General features: G+C 35.9%; 30 protein-coding genes and 3 pseudogenes. 7 read left to right on the top strand and 26 right to left on the bottom strand.

Annotation, left to right across the window (positions count from 1 at the left end; genetic code table 11):
* Nucleotides 1-17: 17 nt before the first annotated feature.
* The 10 genes and pseudogenes from ACTWQM_RS09980 to ACTWQM_RS09935 form a co-directional block, all read right to left on the bottom strand.
* A pseudogene (locus ACTWQM_RS09980) lies at nt 18-1,621 on the bottom strand (terminase large subunit).
* 27 nt (nt 1,622-1,648) lie between these two features.
* A complete protein-coding gene (locus tag ACTWQM_RS09975) occupies nt 1,649-1,783 on the bottom strand; it encodes a hypothetical protein (protein ID WP_443258114.1) in 135 nt (44 codons plus the stop codon).
* A pseudogene (locus tag ACTWQM_RS09970) lies at nt 1,755-2,069 on the bottom strand (P27 family phage terminase small subunit). The gene ACTWQM_RS09975 and the pseudogene ACTWQM_RS09970 overlap by 29 nt, the downstream one beginning before the upstream one ends.
* A gap of 134 nt (nt 2,070-2,203) precedes the next feature.
* A complete protein-coding gene (locus ACTWQM_RS09965) occupies nt 2,204-2,458 on the bottom strand; it encodes an HNH endonuclease (protein ID WP_443258111.1) in 255 nt (84 codons plus the stop codon).
* Nucleotides 2,459-2,616: 158 nt separating this feature from the next.
* Nucleotides 2,617-2,790: a hypothetical protein gene (locus ACTWQM_RS09960; RefSeq protein WP_443258026.1), complete on the bottom strand. Its 174-nt coding sequence runs from the start codon at nt 2,788-2,790 to the stop codon at nt 2,617-2,619.
* A 106-nt stretch (nt 2,791-2,896) separates the two neighbouring features.
* Complete coding sequence (locus tag ACTWQM_RS09955) at nt 2,897-3,106, bottom strand: hypothetical protein (RefSeq protein ID WP_443258025.1); 210 nt, start codon at nt 3,104-3,106, stop codon at nt 2,897-2,899.
* Nucleotides 3,107-3,262: 156 nt separating this feature from the next.
* Nucleotides 3,263-3,577, bottom strand: a complete 315-nt coding sequence (locus tag ACTWQM_RS09950; RefSeq protein ID WP_443258024.1) for a hypothetical protein — start codon at nt 3,575-3,577, stop codon at nt 3,263-3,265.
* A 78-nt stretch (nt 3,578-3,655) separates the two neighbouring features.
* Nucleotides 3,656-3,898 (bottom strand): hypothetical protein, encoded by a 243-nt coding sequence (locus ACTWQM_RS09945; protein ID WP_443258023.1) that lies wholly within the window; start codon nt 3,896-3,898, stop codon nt 3,656-3,658.
* 445 nt (nt 3,899-4,343) lie between these two features.
* A complete protein-coding gene (locus tag ACTWQM_RS09940; protein WP_443258022.1) occupies nt 4,344-4,688 on the bottom strand; it encodes a hypothetical protein in 345 nt (114 codons plus the stop codon).
* A 136-nt stretch (nt 4,689-4,824) separates the two neighbouring features.
* Nucleotides 4,825-5,271 (bottom strand): CBO0543 family protein, encoded by a 447-nt coding sequence (locus ACTWQM_RS09935; protein WP_443258021.1) that lies wholly within the window; start codon nt 5,269-5,271, stop codon nt 4,825-4,827.
* A gap of 106 nt (nt 5,272-5,377) precedes the next feature.
* Between ACTWQM_RS09935 and ACTWQM_RS09930 the strand changes: the two genes are divergently transcribed.
* The 6 genes and pseudogenes from ACTWQM_RS09930 to ACTWQM_RS09905 all read left to right on the top strand — a co-directional run bounded on the left by ACTWQM_RS09930 (nt 5,378) and on the right by ACTWQM_RS09905 (nt 7,346).
* The gene (locus ACTWQM_RS09930; RefSeq protein ID WP_443258020.1) at nt 5,378-5,578 is read left to right on the top strand and encodes a hypothetical protein; all 201 of its coding nucleotides are present in this window, start codon (nt 5,378-5,380) and stop codon (nt 5,576-5,578) included.
* A gap of 105 nt (nt 5,579-5,683) precedes the next feature.
* Complete coding sequence (locus tag ACTWQM_RS09925; RefSeq protein ID WP_443258019.1) at nt 5,684-5,947, top strand: RusA family crossover junction endodeoxyribonuclease; 264 nt, start codon at nt 5,684-5,686, stop codon at nt 5,945-5,947.
* Nucleotides 5,948-6,048: 101 nt separating this feature from the next.
* Nucleotides 6,049-6,276 (top strand): hypothetical protein, encoded by a 228-nt coding sequence (locus tag ACTWQM_RS09920; RefSeq protein WP_443258018.1) that lies wholly within the window; start codon nt 6,049-6,051, stop codon nt 6,274-6,276.
* Nucleotides 6,277-6,546: 270 nt separating this feature from the next.
* Nucleotides 6,547-6,762: pseudogene (locus ACTWQM_RS09915) on the top strand (XtrA/YqaO family protein).
* Nucleotides 6,759-6,902 (top strand): hypothetical protein, encoded by a 144-nt coding sequence (locus ACTWQM_RS09910; RefSeq protein WP_443258017.1) that lies wholly within the window; start codon nt 6,759-6,761, stop codon nt 6,900-6,902. The pseudogene ACTWQM_RS09915 and the gene ACTWQM_RS09910 overlap by 4 nt, the downstream one beginning before the upstream one ends.
* A gap of 120 nt (nt 6,903-7,022) precedes the next feature.
* Nucleotides 7,023-7,346, top strand: a complete 324-nt coding sequence (locus ACTWQM_RS09905; protein ID WP_443258016.1) for a tyrosine-type recombinase/integrase — start codon at nt 7,023-7,025, stop codon at nt 7,344-7,346.
* 147 nt (nt 7,347-7,493) lie between these two features.
* On the opposite strand, the gene ACTWQM_RS09900 is transcribed toward ACTWQM_RS09905, so the two are convergent.
* The 5 genes from ACTWQM_RS09900 to ACTWQM_RS09880 form a co-directional block, all read right to left on the bottom strand.
* Nucleotides 7,494-8,024: a spore maturation protein gene (locus tag ACTWQM_RS09900; protein WP_443258015.1), complete on the bottom strand. Its 531-nt coding sequence runs from the start codon at nt 8,022-8,024 to the stop codon at nt 7,494-7,496.
* A gap of 2 nt (nt 8,025-8,026) precedes the next feature.
* A complete protein-coding gene (locus tag ACTWQM_RS09895) occupies nt 8,027-8,611 on the bottom strand; it encodes a nucleoside recognition domain-containing protein (protein WP_443258014.1) in 585 nt (194 codons plus the stop codon).
* Between the two features lie 2 nt (nt 8,612-8,613).
* Complete coding sequence (locus ACTWQM_RS09890) at nt 8,614-9,705, bottom strand: D-alanyl-D-alanine carboxypeptidase family protein (protein ID WP_443258013.1); 1,092 nt, start codon at nt 9,703-9,705, stop codon at nt 8,614-8,616.
* Between the two features lie 455 nt (nt 9,706-10,160).
* Complete coding sequence (scpB, locus tag ACTWQM_RS09885) at nt 10,161-10,724, bottom strand: SMC-Scp complex subunit ScpB (protein WP_443258012.1); 564 nt, start codon at nt 10,722-10,724, stop codon at nt 10,161-10,163.
* A 2-nt stretch (nt 10,725-10,726) separates the two neighbouring features.
* Nucleotides 10,727-11,458, bottom strand: a complete 732-nt coding sequence (locus ACTWQM_RS09880) for a segregation/condensation protein A (RefSeq protein WP_443258011.1) — start codon at nt 11,456-11,458, stop codon at nt 10,727-10,729.
* Nucleotides 11,459-11,630: 172 nt separating this feature from the next.
* Between ACTWQM_RS09880 and ACTWQM_RS09875 the strand changes: the two genes are divergently transcribed.
* Complete coding sequence (locus tag ACTWQM_RS09875) at nt 11,631-11,714, top strand: YjcZ family sporulation protein (RefSeq protein ID WP_092492662.1); 84 nt, start codon at nt 11,631-11,633, stop codon at nt 11,712-11,714.
* Between the two features lie 103 nt (nt 11,715-11,817).
* Here ACTWQM_RS09875 and ACTWQM_RS09870 read toward each other — a convergent pair whose 3' ends face one another.
* From ACTWQM_RS09870 to spoIIAA, 11 genes are all read right to left on the bottom strand, one after another.
* Entirely contained in the window at nt 11,818-12,186 is a 369-nt protein-coding gene (locus ACTWQM_RS09870; RefSeq protein ID WP_443258010.1) for a GNAT family N-acetyltransferase, read from the bottom strand.
* A 300-nt stretch (nt 12,187-12,486) separates the two neighbouring features.
* Entirely contained in the window at nt 12,487-12,936 is a 450-nt protein-coding gene (locus ACTWQM_RS09865) for a site-2 protease family protein (RefSeq protein WP_443258009.1), read from the bottom strand.
* A 6-nt stretch (nt 12,937-12,942) separates the two neighbouring features.
* Nucleotides 12,943-13,383: a peptidylprolyl isomerase gene (locus ACTWQM_RS09860; RefSeq protein ID WP_443258008.1), complete on the bottom strand. Its 441-nt coding sequence runs from the start codon at nt 13,381-13,383 to the stop codon at nt 12,943-12,945.
* A 90-nt stretch (nt 13,384-13,473) separates the two neighbouring features.
* Nucleotides 13,474-14,781 carry a diaminopimelate decarboxylase gene (gene lysA, locus ACTWQM_RS09855; protein WP_443258007.1) on the bottom strand — a complete coding sequence of 436 codons (1,308 nt, stop codon included), beginning with the start codon at nt 14,779-14,781 and terminating at the stop codon, nt 13,474-13,476.
* A gap of 103 nt (nt 14,782-14,884) precedes the next feature.
* On the bottom strand, nt 14,885-16,375 hold the full coding sequence (locus ACTWQM_RS09850) for a spore germination protein (protein ID WP_443258006.1): 1,491 nt from the start codon (nt 16,373-16,375) through the stop codon (nt 14,885-14,887).
* A 25-nt stretch (nt 16,376-16,400) separates the two neighbouring features.
* Entirely contained in the window at nt 16,401-16,829 is a 429-nt protein-coding gene (locus ACTWQM_RS09845; RefSeq protein ID WP_443258005.1) for a stage V sporulation protein AB, read from the bottom strand.
* Nucleotides 16,807-17,424, bottom strand: a complete 618-nt coding sequence (locus ACTWQM_RS09840) for a stage V sporulation protein AA (protein ID WP_443258004.1) — start codon at nt 17,422-17,424, stop codon at nt 16,807-16,809. The genes ACTWQM_RS09845 and ACTWQM_RS09840 overlap by 23 nt, the downstream gene beginning before the upstream one ends.
* A 124-nt stretch (nt 17,425-17,548) precedes the next feature.
* Nucleotides 17,549-17,692: a hypothetical protein gene (locus ACTWQM_RS09835; protein WP_443258003.1), complete on the bottom strand. Its 144-nt coding sequence runs from the start codon at nt 17,690-17,692 to the stop codon at nt 17,549-17,551.
* Between the two features lie 531 nt (nt 17,693-18,223).
* Nucleotides 18,224-18,976, bottom strand: coding sequence for an RNA polymerase sporulation sigma factor SigF (gene sigF / locus ACTWQM_RS09830; RefSeq protein ID WP_443258002.1), 753 nt, complete (start codon nt 18,974-18,976; stop codon nt 18,224-18,226).
* An 8-nt stretch (nt 18,977-18,984) separates the two neighbouring features.
* Complete coding sequence (gene spoIIAB / locus ACTWQM_RS09825) at nt 18,985-19,425, bottom strand: anti-sigma F factor (RefSeq protein ID WP_443258001.1); 441 nt, start codon at nt 19,423-19,425, stop codon at nt 18,985-18,987.
* On the bottom strand, nt 19,422-19,775 hold the full coding sequence (gene spoIIAA, locus ACTWQM_RS09820) for an anti-sigma F factor antagonist (RefSeq protein WP_443258000.1): 354 nt from the start codon (nt 19,773-19,775) through the stop codon (nt 19,422-19,424). Before spoIIAA ends, spoIIAB begins: the two co-directional genes overlap by 4 nt.
* Between the last annotated feature and the right edge of the window lie 97 nt (nt 19,776-19,872).

Below are 19,872 nucleotides of genomic sequence, written 5' to 3'. Positions count from 1 at the left end.
TTAAGTAATATTGGTAACTACTTCATCAAATCAGCCATACTTACAACCCCGATATCACCATCACCAGGTGGCACTACCAACTTCTCCATTACCTTTGTGTGGGCGTTTAATAATGCTGCGAAACCATCAATTTTACGATACCGATTAGCTTTAGTGGGCATTTTGTTATTATTTCTGTCTGTCACTAACTCCACATTGTTGATATACCAGCGTAACAATGGGTTCTCATTAAAGATAACCTTTCCATCTAGGAACATATTTTTAAGGTCATCCATCGCTGGGCCTAATGTTAGAAACCCCTGTCTAACTACTTCTGTTTCATAACCTTCTTGTTCAAAGGCTTTGTTCAATCGGAAAGCTTTAGCTGGGTCATATGTGATCGATTCAAGGTTAAAATAATCCGCTTGCTTCACAAACCAGTCATGAACCGTATCTTCATTGATGTAATCCTCATCCACAATGGTAAGGAGCCCTTCTTGAGACCATTCTTGATATGAAATCTTTTCATTGTTCAACAACGTTTTCTTTCGCGGTATCCACGAATGAGATAATACAAAAACATCACCAGTTGCCATTATTGGTATCTCTAGGCAAGCTCTTGTGAAGTACTCTGAATCAGATCAACAGCATACATTCCTTGTAAGTCTTTTACATGTTGTTTTTCTCCAACGTTTTAAAATCAATGAACGGCATCTTGCTACCATTCACAAATGTTGAACTGCTTTGTTATGAAGTCAGATCGTTCTTCAGGAGTTCGCTTATCTTTCTCCCAATCCTCAATTAATGTATCCAAATCAAGCGATACATCCATATTCGGATTAGCTTTTACCCACATCTCCGGTTTTTCAAATTCTTTTTCATTATCCAATTCAGCCATATAGTAAAAAGTACGTTCATCAACAATTGCGCCCTCAAGCGCATCTGCTCCCTGAGAATAGTAATTAACCAAGGGACCATCTAACTGATACCCAGCTGTAGTCACATATAAAATCAATGGCTGTTTACGAGATCCACGTGACTTTTTAATGACGTTAATTAACTTGTAATCCTTCATATCGTGTATTTCATCGAATATGCCAAGGTGTGTATTCAAACCATCCAGCTTTTCACTGTCAGATGCACGCGGTTCTATTTTGGATATCGTGCTTCCAAATTCTATCTTGTCGCGTAACGGATTAAATCGTTTTCTCAGCTTCGGCGACTTCTTAATCATCGCCTTTGCTTTATCGAAAATGATGCCTGCTTGCTGTTTTGTATTAGCCAGCAAGTAAACATCAGCACCGTTTTCTCCATCTTTACAAACAGAATAAAGAGAAAGTCCAGAAACGAGCGTTGATTTACCATTTTTCCGACCAATAAAAATAAGGCCCTCACGAAAGCGCCTTACACCTGTATCTTTATGAACCCAACCATACAAAGAACCAACAATGAAGTGTTACCATGGTTGTATAACTAATTTATCAAAATCACCTTTAGAAGGTTTGCAATACTTTTCAATGAACCGTATTGGCCTATGACCGTCATCTTCAACGAATATCCAAGGAAAATCTTCTGTGCCCTGTCTTTTTAAATCGTTTAAATGCCTTTTTGCAGATAATATATTTTTTTCACTTTCAAGAATGTTACCTTTTACAAATTGCTTAGCATACTAGGTTGTTAAAAGCCTATCTGATGAATCGGTTAATATGGCACCTTTTTTAATCTGCTCTTTTTTCCAGGCGATAAAACTAAAACTTTGTGCTACTTTTTTAATCTTAGAATGAGTCGAAGTCGTCGCTGTCATTGCCATTCACTACTTTCTTACGTTGAGCAGGTGTAAGACTAAGGGACTTTAATAAATTGTTTAATGTTTGTACGGTTTTCGCTTGTTCGACTACAAGGGGATTTTTAGTATGGTTTGTAGCCCCTGCTTTATTCGTGTATTCGTACATTAGATCCTGTTTGCCTATCTTTTTTTAGTTTTCGGTAAAACTGGTGCGTTTCCACATATAATTTTATTAATTCTTCATCTGATTCTGGTACGATTCGCCAAGATAATTCCTTAATGATTTTGCAGTAGGCACTCCCATTCTAAATCCTCCCTTCTAGCATTTTTTTCGGGGCACCCCCCTTCATGAAAAATCTTCCGCGTTGTGAGCGAAGCTGCCCCCTCGGTCTATAGAAGAAAAAGGTCCATAATATTGGTAGGGGGCATGTCCAATTATCAAAATTGTTCGGGATTTTGACACAATTTAACAACTTTGATTCCATTTGAAATCGGCTTTGACTGCTTCCTTTCCCGTTTCTCAGGATGAAGTTTGTTGTGACAAGAAGCACAAACGCTAACCAAGTTGTCCATGACTAATTCTAACTCAGGATATTCTTTTAAGTGTTTAATGTGATGTACGGTATCAGCGGGTACAGGTCCTACAGTAGGCAGGCATTCTTGACAGAGCCCCAAGTCTCTTGAAAGAACCATCTCTCTACACTTTTGCCATACGCTTGTTTTGTAAAAGGCAGCGGCCTGTTCTTTAGAGAGGGTCATTTGGATAGTTTAGTTAACTTACCTTCACTCGACTTTTCGCCAGCCATGGTCAACACGCTCCTTTTTCTATTGTATATAAAAAATGTGCCAAATCAGGCACCTTGTCCATTTTTACTAACAGCAATGTCTACATTTTCTTTCTCTGTCTCGATCTCTTCCCATAACTTCATCCTTATCTCGATCTCTTTCTCTGCCTCTGACTTGATCCTTTCCTCTTGCTCTTCTTCTATCACGAATGGAGTTGTTACGTCTACAGACCATATCATCACCTCCATCACGATATATTATGAATCAAATCTCTTACTGAAACGGCAATAACCTATAGGATGGCATATAAAAAAGACACCTCACTGGGTGCCTTGACGTTTGCTTCTACTCAGTTTCACCTGTTTCCAAAAAGTTAAAGACATTATCGCTATCTTCTTCAAATACTTTGTCAAATTTATCTGCAACTTCTTGTTCAGTTAGTATGTTATTTTCTACAAGCAATTGTTTTATTGTAGATACCACAACAAAGTTAGTCGTTATCTGGTTAGCCATATTTTCAATTGTATTATTTCCCTCTTCCTGATTTTCACTCACTTATTATACCCCCTTTTAATATTCTATCCTTCCTCTTTTAAATCAATATATTCGACAAATTTTTTCTTTGTTGTACTGTCGTTATTTTGGTTAGTGATTATCAATATAATTACTTCGTATAATAAAATAGACACCTCTTTTTGAGATGTCTAGATATCACCTATATAAGTTTTTATATCCTTTAAGCTTACCAATGCCTTCGAGAGTAGCAAATCTCCCACCTGGAAGGACTGATAAATCCTTTATACCCACCACACCTTTTAAAGGATTATCTTCTAGGCTAGTCATGTTTATAGTAAGCATTTCTTTTTCTTCAACTCTTTTTCTCAATGGGGCTTCATCTACAATGAATCGTAATTCTACTTTCCAGCTCTCTTTTAGGCCATTTTCTATAACTAGAATATGACCAGTGTGAAAATGAAGAATGTCTCCATCTTCAAATTGTATAGTTTTTATGTCTATCTGCTTCAATGTCTCACTCTCCTTTTAATAATATTATCGGCAAAAGAAGAGGGATATTAAAAAGACACCTCAGTGAGATGTCTTTAATCAAATCTCGATATCATTTTCTTTTGAATTTTGCTTAGAAGATTTTTGACTATTTGTTAATTTGTATATTGACTCAGAACATACATTAGTTAATGGTTCTCCTATCGCTTCTTTATAGTTAAATCCTAGCATTTGCATAGTTTTCAATGTATCTTTATTTACCAGATCAACTATCAATTCAAGTGCTTCCCGATTATCTTTAACATTAGCATTAAAATTCCCTATAACTTCAAGTGATTGCATAAGAGTTCTGTGTAGATAATCAATATCGTCATCACTTATAGTAACTCGTTCATAAGCATTTTTATATTGTCTTGCAAGGTTTTCTAATTCTAGATTTTCTTGTGATAACTCATTTATGATCTCTTGATAAACTATAGACTGCTCCTCACCTAACTTCTTTAACTTCGCCTGTTCAAGTTTTTATTCACCCAACCATAAGACTTCTTTGCCACAACTTCTCCATACAACACGCTTAATTCAGCAATATCTTTATTATCCATTAATATCACTCTCCCTATTGCTTACACTATTCGACAATACGAAGTAAATTCCTGCAAATTATTTCCTTTTACTCCTAATGACTCTACCTTTACCATGTTTATAAGTATCACGATTAATTCCCTTTTAACCATATAAATAAGGACACCTCGTATTTGAGATGTCTTTTACTTGCAGTATGACTATACTAAGTTACTAGGGTGTAAAGAAACTTAATCACTACATAATATTTTTCAATCGCCCCGGGCACTTGAGGAATGGCAACAAACAGACTTACTGAGCCAGAAATCTTTCCGATAAATCCATCATCGGCTTCTTTTCCTTTCGCCGCCTCCTTATTTGCCTCTTTGATTAATTGTTTAAACTCTTCCCTTTGTTCATCAGTAATCGAATTAACATCCATCTCAATATCTGGCATTGAACCAAACTCTTCCTTAAAGAGTTTAATTTGTTCTAAATCAATCTCATCTTCATTAGTAAGATGTTCATCAGAATTATTAATCAAGTCTTTAGTGTAAGTGTATGATTCCATGTAATGGCTTATTGGGTACCGTCCAGTCGTGACCATTAAGAAAGTGAAGAAGGATATACCTACAGTGAGTGAGCTTAGTGGTAGACGGTATGTGCATGAACCTGAAGGGAAAAGGAAGTGAGTATTCAGTAAAAGCCTATCCAGTATATTTTTTATAAAAGTTAAAGTGTAAAAGATGTAACCAAAATAAAAATGGATATACCAAAGCGGAATATGAGAACTTCCATTCGTTGTGGTAAAAATAACCTGATTTTATTGATAAATATTCAAATGTTAAACAAAACATAGTCCAAAAAGTAATATAAAAAATTCTTTGAATAAGATTCCTTTTAAACGGAAAAAAGTTTATGAACAAAATGCCAGTTGTAGGAAAGTGAAACAAAATAGGCAAAAAACCTGGATACTGTACGCCTGGTTCAAAATAACCATACCAGTTGTATTTAAGGTCTAGTGTTATATCAGTGGTAAAGCCTAATACAATCGAAAATAGTGCGACGGCATATATTTCTGAGCGTTTTATTTTCTTAGGAACCAGTATTGTTATCGTTATGAAAATAACGGCTGAAATAAGGAGAAAGGTCATTTATGCATATCCTTTCAAGTTAACTAAATAGGTACCTAAAATAGTGTTCCCAAATATTTAAAATTATTACAAATTACAACATTACAAGAGCATAGGAGGAAATGAGATGAACGATATAACAGAAAATCAACATCAGCGAGCAGTAAATGATCGTAAAGCCGATTTAAAGAATAACCTTTACCGATTAGGTGTTACGCATACGAGTGACGACAGGGATATTGAAGACGTGAGCCTATTCACTCTTGAACATACACACATCGAATCAAAGAACAGGCAGGCGCTATTAATTGGTGAGGAAAATGATTGATTTAACCATACCAGGTCGTCCAGTGCCAGCTGTACGAATGACACAAAAGAGTAAGTACATTAGCAAAAGCGCACAACGATATCTAGCATACAAGAAGCAAGTTGGATGGATAGCACGGTCGTACATGCAAAAAAAACAACCAACGAGCCTGTAGGTGTAAATATTACGCTATATATCTGTGGAAGTAAACATGGTGATATTGACAATTTATTTAAAGGTGTCACCGATTCGCTGAATAAAATAGTTTACAACGATGACCGACAGATTAAGGCAATGAAATCGAGAATTCTTGCTTGCGAGAAGGATAAAGAGCGTTCAGAAGTTGAAGTTTATCTGTTAGATGCTTTAGGAAATATAGCAAATCATTAAAAAATAAACTCTCTCATTTAATTTGATAGATTACTAAACCAAATAATACATACAACAAAACAAATTAACGTGAGACAGTGCTTAAAATGATTTTTAGGAGGGTGGAGAATGGAGTTATACAGAGTGCATACGACGATGGACAGTTAACTGAGCTGTATTCGATACAAGAAGCTGAGAACCTATTTAATCGCTGGAAAGATGACATGATGGTTGAAGGTGTAGTAGAAGGAGAATCATTTGTTGAACTCGTAGAAAGTGAAAATGATTTTGATGACTTTAAAGTAATTAAAAAAGTGGTCGCCGTGATAGACGAGGACAGAATGGTCTAGGTACACCAGAAGAAGAAGGAATCCCCGTTTGGATTATTGGGCAAAGTGGCAGGAGGTTGAGGAACAATGACATTCTTAACAACATTATTCACAATAGCAGCGGTTTTATATATCACATCACTGGTCATGTTTCGGATTGAATACGTGAAGAAGAAAAGGAGTGTTGAGGGTGAGTAAGTGTGTAGAGTGTGGTGACAAAGCACATAAGGAATCAAGCCATATTTGTGAATCATGTTTAAGTAAGGCATTGAATGACTAGGGGGTCTGATTATGCGGCTAAAGCCAATTCCAGTAGAAATAGAAAAAGGGATTTTAAACGTAGATGTTGATGTAAATGCAGGAGATAGGAGATAGGGCGTTTGTTGTCGTATATTGTCAGGGAGGGAAGCTAAATTAACCTACCTTCCTGAACATGGAGAAACGAAAGTGATTACCCACCAGTGGAAGGTGAAAAAGGTTAAGTTTGATGAGGGGGAGGATTTTTGAAAGATTACTTTATAAACCTCTTTTCTGATCCAGGGTTTATGGGAGCACTTTTAGGAGCAATATTAACTGGAGGAATTGGGATAAGTATTATGTATATTCAAGCAAAAGAGCAAATCTATCCGAATCGCTGCACAAGATGAAGTTTATCGATATACGAAAATCTTACATGCAAGCTGTTATCGATAATATGAACAAGTCATATAGCACAAAAAAGATAACAAGAACACTATTTAACCAACTGTACAAATTTGCGCTCGAAAATGATGTTACCGATAAATAAAAAAATTCAACCGCTTATAAGAAAACGGATGAATCAAGAGAAAAAGTATTTATTTTTAAATAGCAAAGGAAACAAACTTGCTTACAATGTATTTCGCCCCGATTTTATTAGTCTGATGGAAAAATTAAGCCTTAATCATAAGCCACATGATTCCCGACATACTTTTGCTACTTTGATGGATAATGCAGGCGCTAATAAAATATCAATACAGAAAATTATGGGTCACGCATCACAAGGTATCACCGATAAAGTATATACTCATAAAAACATCGAAGAACTAAAAAAAGCGATTGATTTAATATAAAGTATTTGTGTATTACTTGTTTATTACCGACAAAAATCGAGGGACTTTTAAACGAATTTACTATAATAAAAATCCCTATAAATCAAGTATTGGCAGGGTCACCCTAATCTATATAAGTTAACTATATGTTAACGCTACTTTCGTGATTTAGCCAAATATTAATGTTACGACTATTACAGATGCTATTATACCAACTAAGTCAGCTAATAGTCCAACCTTGAGTGCATAGCCCATTTTCCTGATTCCAACTGCCCCAAAATAAATAGTTAATACATAAAGCGTTGTATCAGTACTTCCCTGCATCGTAGAAGCCAGTCTGCCGATGAATGAGTCAGGTCCATGTGTACCTATCAATTCTGTAGTCATCCCTAAAGCTGCCGTTCCGGAAATTGGTCTGACTAAGGCCAGCGGAACTATTTCTGGAGGTACTCCGACCATAACAAGCAGAGGTGATATTAAATTTATTAATGCTTCCAATGCTCCCGAACTACGCAAAATAGATATTGCCACGATCATTCCTACTAAAAAAGGAAGTAAAGAAAATGCCATTTTGACACCATCTTTCCCTCCTTCTACAAACATTTCATATGTTGGGACACGTTTCCATGTGGCTACAGAAAGTACAATTAGGATGAAACATGGTATTAACCAAGTGCTGATTGATGTAATAATCCCCATACTTACTTCCCCCTGAGACTACTATAGTAAAATAACCGATCAATGACTATCGCACTTATTGAAGAGATTAATGTTGCAATAATTGTTGTACCTACAATCTCAGTCGGCGATATAGAATCGTATTGCATCCTTATAGCGATTACTGTTGTTGGGATGATTGTTAAACTTGAGGTGTTTAATGCTAGAAAAGTAATCATTGATCTGGATGCTGTATCTGTTCCGCTTAATTCCTTCATTTGCTCCATTGCTTTTATTCCCATTGGAGTTGCTGCATTACCTAACCCAAATATATTAGCTGTAAAGTTTGATAAAATATATCCCATCGCTGGATGGTCCTTTGGTATGTCTGGGAATAATTTAACAACAAATGGTCTAAATATTTTAGTAAGCACTCGTAATATGCCAGCTTTTTCTGCTACTTTCATGATACCAAGCCAAAACACCAATATACTTATTAAGCCTATCGATAATGTTACCGCCTCATCCGCACTTTCAAATAAGGCTTTATTCACCTCTTCCATTGTCCCATTAAACATAGCATAGACAATGCCGATTATTGCCATAAATGCCCATATAAAATTTACCATAGTTAATTAAACCCGATTATTCGCTGGTATACTGAGACAATGCGTGCAAAAAAATTCTCTTCCCGTTTCTTTTCAGAATATATTGGTACTTCCAAAACTGGTACTGACTTTATAAAGTAGATCGTTTTACCAATTATCTCTTTTGCGCTAGTTGACGCATTCTTTAAAATAAATGTCTTACTCTGTAATTTTTTTTGTTCACTTTGGTTAAGGGGGAATTTAATATCCTCATGTAAATATCCTACTGCAGTAGTGTCGTGTTCAGTAATCTTATAGTTAACCCTTCCTTGAGTACCAATTGTCGTCATATCATAGTTTTTAAAACCCCATTCATACATTCCGATATGATCACGCCAATCGTCTGGTGCATCCAACGTGACACCTATTAAATCCATGTCATTTTTTTTTGCAGCAGTTACTAATGTTCTTCCGGCTATTTTTGTATAACCCGTCTTTCCACCTATGCAATATTCATAAAAATGGGTTAGCAACTTATTCTTATTTTGCCATGTGTACGCACTATCAGGTTTGTATGTTTTGGATTTTGTTATTTGACGAAACTGTTCATTTTCCATGGCGTAGCGCATAAGCAATGCCATATCATATGCAGTAGAATAGTGATCTTCGGAGTCAAGTCCATGTGGATTATCAAAAGAAGTATTCGTCATTCCAAGCCACCGTGCCTTCTCATTCATTAAGTGCACAAAACCTTCCATACTACCACCCACATGTTCACTAATTGCCACTGCTGCATCATTACCAGAACGAAGCATAAGCCCATAAACAAGATCCTTTAATTTAATTTTTTCACCTTGTTCTAAATAAATGGAGGATCCAATTGTATATACAGCTCGTTTACTTACGGTTACTGTTTCATTTAATTTACCCGATTCAATTGCAATAATAGCCGTCATTATTTTCGTTATACTTGCTATTGGCCTTTTATCATGGGCTTTTTTTTCGAGTAAAACCCGTCCGGATGATTGTTCCATTAAAACAGCATTTTTTGCAGAAACATTGGGTTCTGCTCGTCCGATTGATGGGCTTAATAAAAAAACTGACAGTAAACAGAGTGAAATGACTATATAGCGCATAGTAGGTTTTCCTCCCGCTGATAATTTATCTATATAGTTTATGCTTGGCATGTACAGATATGATTTAAAATTACTAATGAAAGGGACTGTTCGAAAGGGTGGTTTGCTATCTTAGAGCCTCTTATAAAAGCCCTGGCTGCAAATGATGTGTCAGGAAAATAGTTATACTGTTTAAAAGCTAAAAATCCTTGCGCAATATACGCAAGGATTAAAATAATATAATTAAAGAGTTATTATTGCATTAAGCTATTTGAGCAGAAAACTTTTTAGAGCACCTGTCATTCACCAAGCCTTAGCTGCACTTATGCAGTGAAAGAGAATTTATATTTTTTGTTGAGTCAATTTCATAAATTCTTGTAATCAACATTTTATCGTTAGTTAATTTAAAATTTACAGACCTAGCATATTACAAATAGTTTGGATTTACTGCTTTATTTTCATATTATGAGATTGGTTCAGTTATTAAAAAATAAGTCAGCTTCTTGCACCAGGTCTTCTTCATCCATATTTTCCGGCAATGGTGGTAACTCTTCCAGTGAAGTCAGGCCAAAGTAAGTTAAAAAATCCTTACTTGTAGCAAAGAGGATTGGTCGACCGGCACCTTCTCTTCTTCCAACTTCCTCGATGAGAGACCTTGCAATTAACGTTTGCACAGGTCTGTCGCTTTTCACCCCTCTTACTTCTTCAATCTCAGTTCTAGTTATTGGTTGCTGATATGCTATTATAGCAAGTGTTTCCAATGCAGCTTGTGACATCCTGGTGGTCTGGGGTGTTTCGAGAAGTTTCTTAAAATAAACACTATGCTCTGGTTTCGTAGTTAGGTGAAAAACTTGATTTGACTGCATAATCATAATTCCACGATTTGTATTTTCATAGTCGTATTTCAGTTCATCAAGCAGATGTTCAACAGTTTTATCTGTAATTTCCAATATCCGCGATAACTGTTTGACTGTAATTCCTTCATCACCACTTGCGAATAAGAGCCCTTCTGCAACAGCTTTTAAATCATTGATTTCCAATTTCAATCCTCCATATAAAAAACATATAATGACTCAAAATGATTCTCCTGTCTACATTGTATTTCATTTCCTTTCATCAACTCCAGCACAGCAATAAATGTTGCTACAATATGTGCACGTGATGGATAATCAAATAATTCGTCAAATGCTATTCCTTTTTTTGAACGTTTGACAAGGTCTAATACTTCGGTCATTTTCTGTTCAATTGGAATTTCTCCACGTGTTACTTTTGTTTCAAGCGGCTTATTCCAATTCTTTCGTTCAAACATCTTCCCTAAAGCATGTAGCATATCATAAATTGATGTGTCACCTTTTACTACCGGTTGACTGGAATCAATATGGTCAAATACTGCCGGAGGTCTCGTGAAAATCTGGTTTGCATCTATTTCTTTTTCCTTAAGTTTTTCAGCAGCATCTTTATATTTTCGATATTCAATTAAACGATGCATCAACTCCTCGCGTGGATCTTCCATATATTCGTCATCTTCTTCAATTTCTTGCTTGGGTAATAGCATTTGACTCTTTAATGCTAATAATGTCGCTGCCATAACAAGGTATTCACTCGCTACATTCAGTTCAAGACTTTTCATGGTATGTATATATTGCATATACTGTTCCGTTATCTGAGCAACCGGAATATCATATATATCAATCTCATATTGATTTATTAAGTGCAGCAATAAATCAAGCGGACCCTCAAAAGTATCCAATTTTACTTGATATGACTGGTTCATTGCCCCTCCCCCCTTCTGATTAGGCAACTTTCTTAGCAAGAAATTAAAAAATATAGCCTTTTTTATCATATTCGCCTATACACTATGGCTATGGTTAACATAAGTTATTAACGTAAGATAAATGTTACCAAAAAAACATTTATTCGTTAAGTGGAAAAGGAGGAATATAATTATGGGTGGTAGTTATGGCGGAGGATTCGCGCTAATCGTAGTACTGTTCATTCTTCTAATTATCGTTGGTGCTGCTTGGATGTAGTAAGTAATGTGAATTAGTATTGCAGTATCATTTGTTGCAAGAGCTATTCAACATTTATCACTTTAACAAAAGCCAGCTCTGGATCGACAGAGCTGGCTTTTGATTAGTTCTCATTCTCTTGTTCGGAATCACTACATTTATTGTAGAATTGCTGGGTCATATCATCTGGACAAACTGCAAATTTATTTTTATACATATTGTTTATTTCATCGACCATCTTTTTGCCAATCCCCGAATTTCGATGTGATGGATTAACAGAAATATGCTGCACTACTGCGTTAATATCATCTTCCACCCTTATACCGATTGCACCCAATATATCTTCTTCTTTCCATAGGAAAAGATGCCAATCAGGGTTGGTTTCATATTCTTTTATTGTTTGCTGCAATTTTTTTACATCTTTTTCTTCTGGCATGAAAGATAATAAGCCCATTGCAATCTTTTCCAGATTTTTTTTATATCGAATTAACATAGATACCCCTCACTATGAATATAACTTACCAACTTTGGAGAGTGAAAAGCACAATTTCCCAATATTGATACTTGCCGGAGATTGTATACTTATTTATGCCTTATATTCGAGTATTTGTCAAATTACATTTTCAAAATACAAAGACAATCCAATAAATGAAGCCCCATACTATGCCTATTGTTAATAAAATAATTAACAATATCCAATTTTTTTTGCGTTGGCTCAATTTAATTCATCCTCTATCAAGCATTAACATCTTTACAGAAAAACATACTGCTGAATAACTTCAAATGGCTGAACTTACTTATTTGTGAGTACTTCAACAATAGTGTATCCATCTGATTGTTTCTCTTTGAACCGAAATGGTACAAGGTTAATAATTGCTATCCATAAATTAAATAATATAAGTAATAATAGATAATTAGAAGGATAGGCTTTATAAAGAAAATACAAGATAAAAGCAATGACTCCATTAGTTAATGGTCCACAAAGAGCTATCCATATACGTTCATATGGTTTGTACATATTTTCTCTTTCGCTTGAAGCCAATCCACCCAAAAAGAAAATCGCACGTATTGTTACTTGTATTTTTCTAATGAAAAAAGTACTTACAATTGTTCCACTTCCTATTGTTAACCTCATACGATCAGCATTCAGCGATTTAGCCCCTATTATATGACCTGCTTCATGCAACACTGTGCCGATAGGGGCTACTACAACTAATAGATAGAGCAGTAAGGAAATATTCATAGTTATTTATTCTTCTGCTGATATCTTCATTTCTTTCATAACATCACCGTTTTGCATTGCTTTAGCATGCTCAATACCTGATGTAACTTGACCAAAAACAGTATGAACACCATTTAGATGAGGCTGTGGCCCATGTACGATGAAGAACTGAGAACTTCCTGTATCTTTTCCGGCATGTGCCATAGACAATGAGCCTTCAACATGTTTGTGCGGATTACCTTCTGTTTCGCATTTAATTGTATAACCTGCTGATCCTGTTCCATTTCCTTTAGGACAACCACCCTGGCTGACAAAACCATCAATAACACGGTGGAATGTTAATCCATCGTAGAAATTACTATTGGCTAGTTTTTCAAAATTAGCTACTGTATTTGGTGCTTCATTCGGATATAATTCAAACTCAATTTTATTCCCATTTTCCATTAATATATAACCTGTTTTACTCATATCTTCATCCCCTTTTAAATTGTCCCATTTCTAAAATTCTTGTCTACTATACCATGTTATCCAATCTATTAAAAGAAAGCAAATTCATTGTTATTCATAGGATAAATCGTTTTTTACAACATCTTGGAAAGTTTCTCTTTTAACTACTAATTTATCTTGACCATCTTCCACAAAAACAACTGCTGCATTAGGGAATCGGTTATAATGACTTGCCATAGAGTACCCATAAGCTCCCGTTGAAAATACTGCTAAAATATCATTACTGCCAACTTCCGGTACTGGAAGGTCCCATATAAGCATATCACCTGATTCACAACATTTTCCTGCAACCGAAACTAAATCAGTAACAGGTTGAATGGCCTTATTTGCCAATACACCCTCGTACTTAGCCTGATAAAGCGCTGGCCGCACGTTATCAGTCATACCACCATCAACTGAAACATAATTGCGTATTCCTGGAATCTCCTTTTTTGAACCTATCGTGTACAACGTCAAGCCAGCATTTCCAGCGATAGCGCGCCCTGGTTCAATCCAAATTTCCGGCATCGTCATGTCAAACATAACAGCATGTTCTTCCACTTTAGCTACTAATTCTTTAACAACTAATGAATAGGGTAAAGGTGTATCATCTTTTGTATACCGAATGCCAAACCCACCACCAAGATTTAAAACATCTGGTGTGTAGCCATGCAATTTATTCCATTCAGCTATTTTTTCAAATAACATTGTAGTAGCCATTTTAAATCCATCTGCTTCAAATATTTGTGAGCCAATATGACAATGCAGTCCTTTAAAATGAATGTTCTTATGATTATAAAGCTGAGAAAAGGCATTATCAGCCTGTCCATTGTGCAAATTGAACCCAAACTTCGAATCTTCGTTCCCTGTCATAATATATTGATGTGTTTTCGATTCGATGCCTGGCGTAACTCGTATTAGAACATCAATTGTTTTGTTATATTTTTCGAGAAGTTTACTTATTAACTCTATTTCAAAAAAATTATCAATAACAATACAGCCAATATCATGTTCAATTGCCATCGAAAGTTCTTCAATACTTTTATTGTTTCCGTGCATATGAATTTTATCTGGCGGAAAATCTGCTTGCAGTGCTGTATACAACTCTCCCTGTGATACAACATCCAAGCTAAGTCCCTCTTGTTTAATGACCTGCAGCATCGCTGTGGATGAAAAAGCTTTACTTGCATATGCAACCTGTGCACTTACACCTAAATCTTTAAAAGTATCTACAAAAGACCGGCAATTTTCCCGGATAATTGAAACATCATAAACATATAGAGGAGTGCCATACTTATTTGCCAAGTTGATCGAATCCACCCCACCTATTTCCAGGTGTCCATTCCCATTTACCTCAAATGGGTGATTATCTAATATCATATTCATATCCTCCGTCCAACCTAAAACTATTGCTCTTAAATAGATAAAAATACTTTATCACATGAAAGCCAAAAACTAAAGAGGAAAGAACACCTGAGATTTCCTAACGGCGTCCTTTCTTATCAATAGGCTGACGATAATTATTTCGTGGATGAACAATGCTTGGACGCTCATTAGAAAATGGAACTGGTACACGGAAGATTATTTGAGTCATGGCATTTGGATTAAACGGAAGCAGTGGCCAAAAATAAGGTGTGCGAAGCGACTTTAATTGTATTAAATATAATATATAAGCCGTAAATCCAATTGTAAAACCAAATACACCAAATATCCCTGTAATGATAACCAGCAAAAATCGAAAAAGCTTATTTGCAACCCCCAATTCGTAACTTGGAGTAACATAAGTACCGATTGCGCTTACTGCAACGTATAGGATCACTTCAGGACCAAACATTCCTACATCAATGGCAATTTGACCAATCAAAACCGCTGCAATCAGCCCCATGGCTGTTGATAAAGGTGCTGGAGTATGGATTGCGGCCATACGCAGGAACTCTAAACCTAGATCTGCAAGTATAAGTTGTATAACAACAGGTATTGTTCCCTCTTGCTCCGGCCCGATAAACGAAAGTTCTTTTGGCAGAAGAGTTGGTTCCATTACAAGTAATAGCCAAAAGGGAAGCAGAAATATAGAAATGAAAATAGCCAAAAGTCGTACCCATCTTATGAAAGTTCCAATAGATGGTGCCTGGCGAAATTCTTCAGCATGCTGGACATGGTGAAAAAATGTTGTTGGCAATATTATTACACTTGGAGATGTATCAACAATCAATAAAACATGTCCTTCCAATAAATGACTTGCAGCAACATCTGGTCTTTCCGTATATCTGACTAATGGAAATGGGTTCCATTTTCGTGTAACGATAAACTCTTCAATAGTTTTATCAGCCATTGCTATTCCATCAACTTCAATTGAATTAATTCTTTCTTTCACCAATTTAATAAGTCCTTCATCCGCTACATCATTCAAGTAGCAAACACAAAGATCTGTTTTAGATCGTTCACCAACTTTCATCATCTCATAACGCAACCTTGCATCACGTATTCTCCGACGTGTCAATGCAGTGTTTTCGATAATATTTTCTGTGTATCCATCCCTGGAACCTCTTACTACCTGTTCTGTATCAGGTTCCTGGGGTGAACGTCCTGGGTAGTTACGAACATCCACCATAAAGGCGTATCTTTCACCATCTACAAATATAATGATAAGACCTGACAACAACTGATCAACAGCCTCATCCATCGTCTTACTTTTATCAACTTGCTGATGTACTAATCGATTTTCAATAATCTCTGGAACTTTTTTCAGATTACTTTCCTTATCATTTATATCAACAAGCTTCTTTATAATTTCCAAAATTACAGAAGTGTCACACAATCCAGTTAAATAGTAAATTTGAATCTTCTTTTTTAAAATTATTATTTCACGAAAACCCAAGTCAAATGAGGTTCCTATACCAATCTTTTCTTTCATGTATGCTTCAGTTTTGTCTATTTTTGGGGAGACCGGACTTTTAGTTTTATCTTGTTCCATACCAATACACTCCACTCTAAGAAAACTATCGAACAAATATTGTCCATTGGAAGATAGATCCTGCAATTTTGCCAAATACGATGGCCATTAGTAACCATAATAATTTATCATCTATCCGCAAACGTTTAGATATTATAGGAAATACGTTTAGTACTTCTGTTAAAGCTGCAGCAAGCATTCCGTTGAAGATGCCATGAAAACACCCCCACAGTATCAGAATAACGACTGGCTGATCCCAGGTTACATCAGCAAACGACATATATGTTCCAAACAATGATCCAATTATAACGCTAGCAATATACACTTGAACCAAACTTTCTGTTCGACTCAATTGAATTAATCTAGGAATAATACCAAGTACTGTTAAAAAGGCAACAAAACCACCACCAACCGCCAGACCACTTGCTAAACCAATTGCTATTTCAAGAATATTAATGATAAGGTTTTGTATCATTTAACTTATTTTCATAGTAACTGACATATTGATCGAGATTTTGCTGGTAGTTAAATATTTCTACCTCAAGTGGACTTGGCTCTTCATTGAAACGTTTGGTAAACCAGTGATTAAAAAATAGCAGCATTCCTATTCCCAACCCAAATGAATATGGTATCTGAATCCACAATGGGTATTTTTTCTCCTCACCAGTTAATAAGAAATGTAACTTCTGTTGCACTTCCTGCATGCTGACATCGTAGTGAAAGTTCATAATAGTCATTCCAGTTCCAATAAAAAGCAATAACCATACGGTAGCCACTATTACTATATTTGGCTTCTTTTTATGTTTCTTAATCCTAATAATGCTTTGAGGTGGTCCGACGATTTGAAATTCTAAATTTCCAAAAAGATCCCCTAGATAATCAATTACTAAGAAGCTGTCAATTATGACGATATTCCGATCCTTTTTAGTAATTCGATATATAGTTGTTTTTTCCAATTTCCTTTTTAATTGAGAGGAAGCTGAAATATGAGCAATGTCCTTTAGTGTTAACTCCTTTAAATAAGTTAATTCCACATTTTTTTTCATCCGTAAATATACTATTTCTGACACGTGGATCTCATCCTCTTCGTCGTGTTATATAAAATAGTATTTGCTAAAAGTTATTGAATTATCATAAGAAAAATTTTTGGGTTATTAAGCTAATGGGTTTAGTTTTGGGACATAATATTGGAAATTACATAATAATTAGCATACACTTCGCCCCTATTGGTGAGAAGCCCATTTTAACGGAACGAGGATTCACTTCAATTGTTTGGCGGATCCTCGTTCCGTTATTTCCTTGAAAACCCTCATTTGAAGCTTGGGTTCGGATCCTCATTCCGCTATTTGTCATTTTCGCCTCAAATTTAGCTGTTTTTTCTGCTTTTAGCGGAACGAGGATCCATCTCAGCCTTCCGTGAGCACCTTTTCTGCTATTTAGCGGAATGAGGATTCACTTCGGCTGAATGGCAATACTTCATTACATAAAACAGGCTGAACATGAGCATCTTCCTTTTTGGTAATTTCCACTTTTTCAGTTGCCTCTCCACTGTTTCCCCCACAGGAATCTCGCGTACTCCAGCTTCTGGTTTAAAGGACTTAAAATATAGTGAGCAAAATCCAACGAAAGAATACACAGAGAATGCTCCTGCGGGAAAAGCAACATCCGAGAAACCCACAGGTTAAGATGCGCGTAGTGTATTTCTGTAGTGATGTCATAGAGCTTAAGTATTTTTCACACTGTGTCAGAGTAAACAATCTATAAGTAAACAGCTAAAAAAAAATCATCACAAAGTTTGTGATGATTCTTTTTACTTGAGCATAAATACTTTTCACGCTCCAAGTCCAACTTAACGATCAGTCAAGTTTGCTAATTCATATTTACTTTCATTTCACGCAGGATTTTCTTCTCGAGCCTTGAAACCTGCACCTGTGAAATACCAAGCCTTTCAGCCACTTCAGACTGTGTTTTGTCTTTGTAATAACGTAAATACACAATTAATCGTTCACGTTCATTTAGCCCTCGTATTGCTTCTTGTAATGTAATTTTATCAAACCATTTTGTATCCTGATCGGCTATTTGATCTAATAATGTTATTGGGTCACCGTCATTCTCAAAAACAGTTTCATGTATTGAATGTGGTGATTTTGCCGCTTCTTCTGCATGAACAACTTCTTCCGATGTTATATCCAATGCTTCCGCAATTTCCAATACAGATGGTGATCTCCCGAAATCTTTTGTTAATTCATCTCGTTTCTTTCGTATTTTGTTTCCAATCTCTTTAAGTGAACGACTAACTTTAACACTTCCATCGTCCCTAATAAATCGCTGTATCTCCCCAATTATCATTGGAACCGCATACGTGGAAAACCGAACATCGTAAGTTAAGTCAAATTTGTCGATCGATTTTATTAATCCAATACTGCCTATCTGGAACAAATCATCTGGATCATACCCTCGATTAATAAAGCGCTGAACAACCGACCATACTAGTCTCATATTTTTTTCAACAAGGGTGTCTCTTGCATCTTTGTCACCCTGTTGACTTTTATGAATTAGCTCTTTCACCTGTTCATCCGTGAGTGACTCTTTACGTTTTTGATGTTTAACATTAACATCCATAGGCATCCCTATTTACAAACCGTATTACTGAAAGTTAATTGTTTTGTCATGTGAACGGTTGTCCCTTGATCAGGGGTTGATTTAACTTCTACAGAATCCATAAAGTTTTCGATGATCGTAAATCCCATTCCAGATCTTTCTAACTCGGGTTTTGATGTATATAGTGGCTGTCTTGCCTCATCTACATCCCCAATCCCAATACCATCATCATTAATTGTTAAATTCACTTCACCATCCTGAAGAATGCAGGATATCGAAACAAGATGGTCTGGTTCATTGTTATACCCATGGATAATGGCATTTGTCACTGCTTCAGAAACAACAGTTTTGATTTCCGTAAGTTCATCCATTGTTGGATCTAACTGCGCAACAAATGATCCAACGGCTACTCTCGCGAACGATTCGTTTTCACTGACACTTGAAAATTCTACATACATTTCATTATTCATGAAGCCACCCCCAACGTAAATAACGCATGTTCTTCGTTCTCCTCTAACCGGACAATTTTAAATAAACCGGACATTTCAAACAGGCGTTTTACCGGTGCAGAAACTGAACAGACTACCATCTCTCCACCTACCTGCAATACTTCTTTATACCTGCCTAATACCACGCCTAACCCCGAACTATCCATGAACGAAACGGACTCCAGATTTAACACAACATGTTGTATGGAGTTTGTATACATCATTTCTTTCCAATTATTTCTTAATGCTTCTGCTTCGTGATGATCCAATTCGCCCGACATTCGTACAATCAGTACATCTTTTTTAACTTCAAACATAGTAGATAGACCCATTACGTTTCCTCCTTACATTCTCTTTGTAAGTTATTTTTTCGCTATAAAGCGGGTCAATTCCTGCTATATGACAAAAGAAGAAGCATTTCGACTAAAT

Source organism: Virgibacillus sp. L01 (assembly GCF_052246775.1).
Classification (GTDB): Bacteria; Bacillota; Bacilli; order Bacillales; family Amphibacillaceae; genus Lentibacillus.
This window is presented reverse-complemented; position numbering and strand designations above follow the sequence as displayed.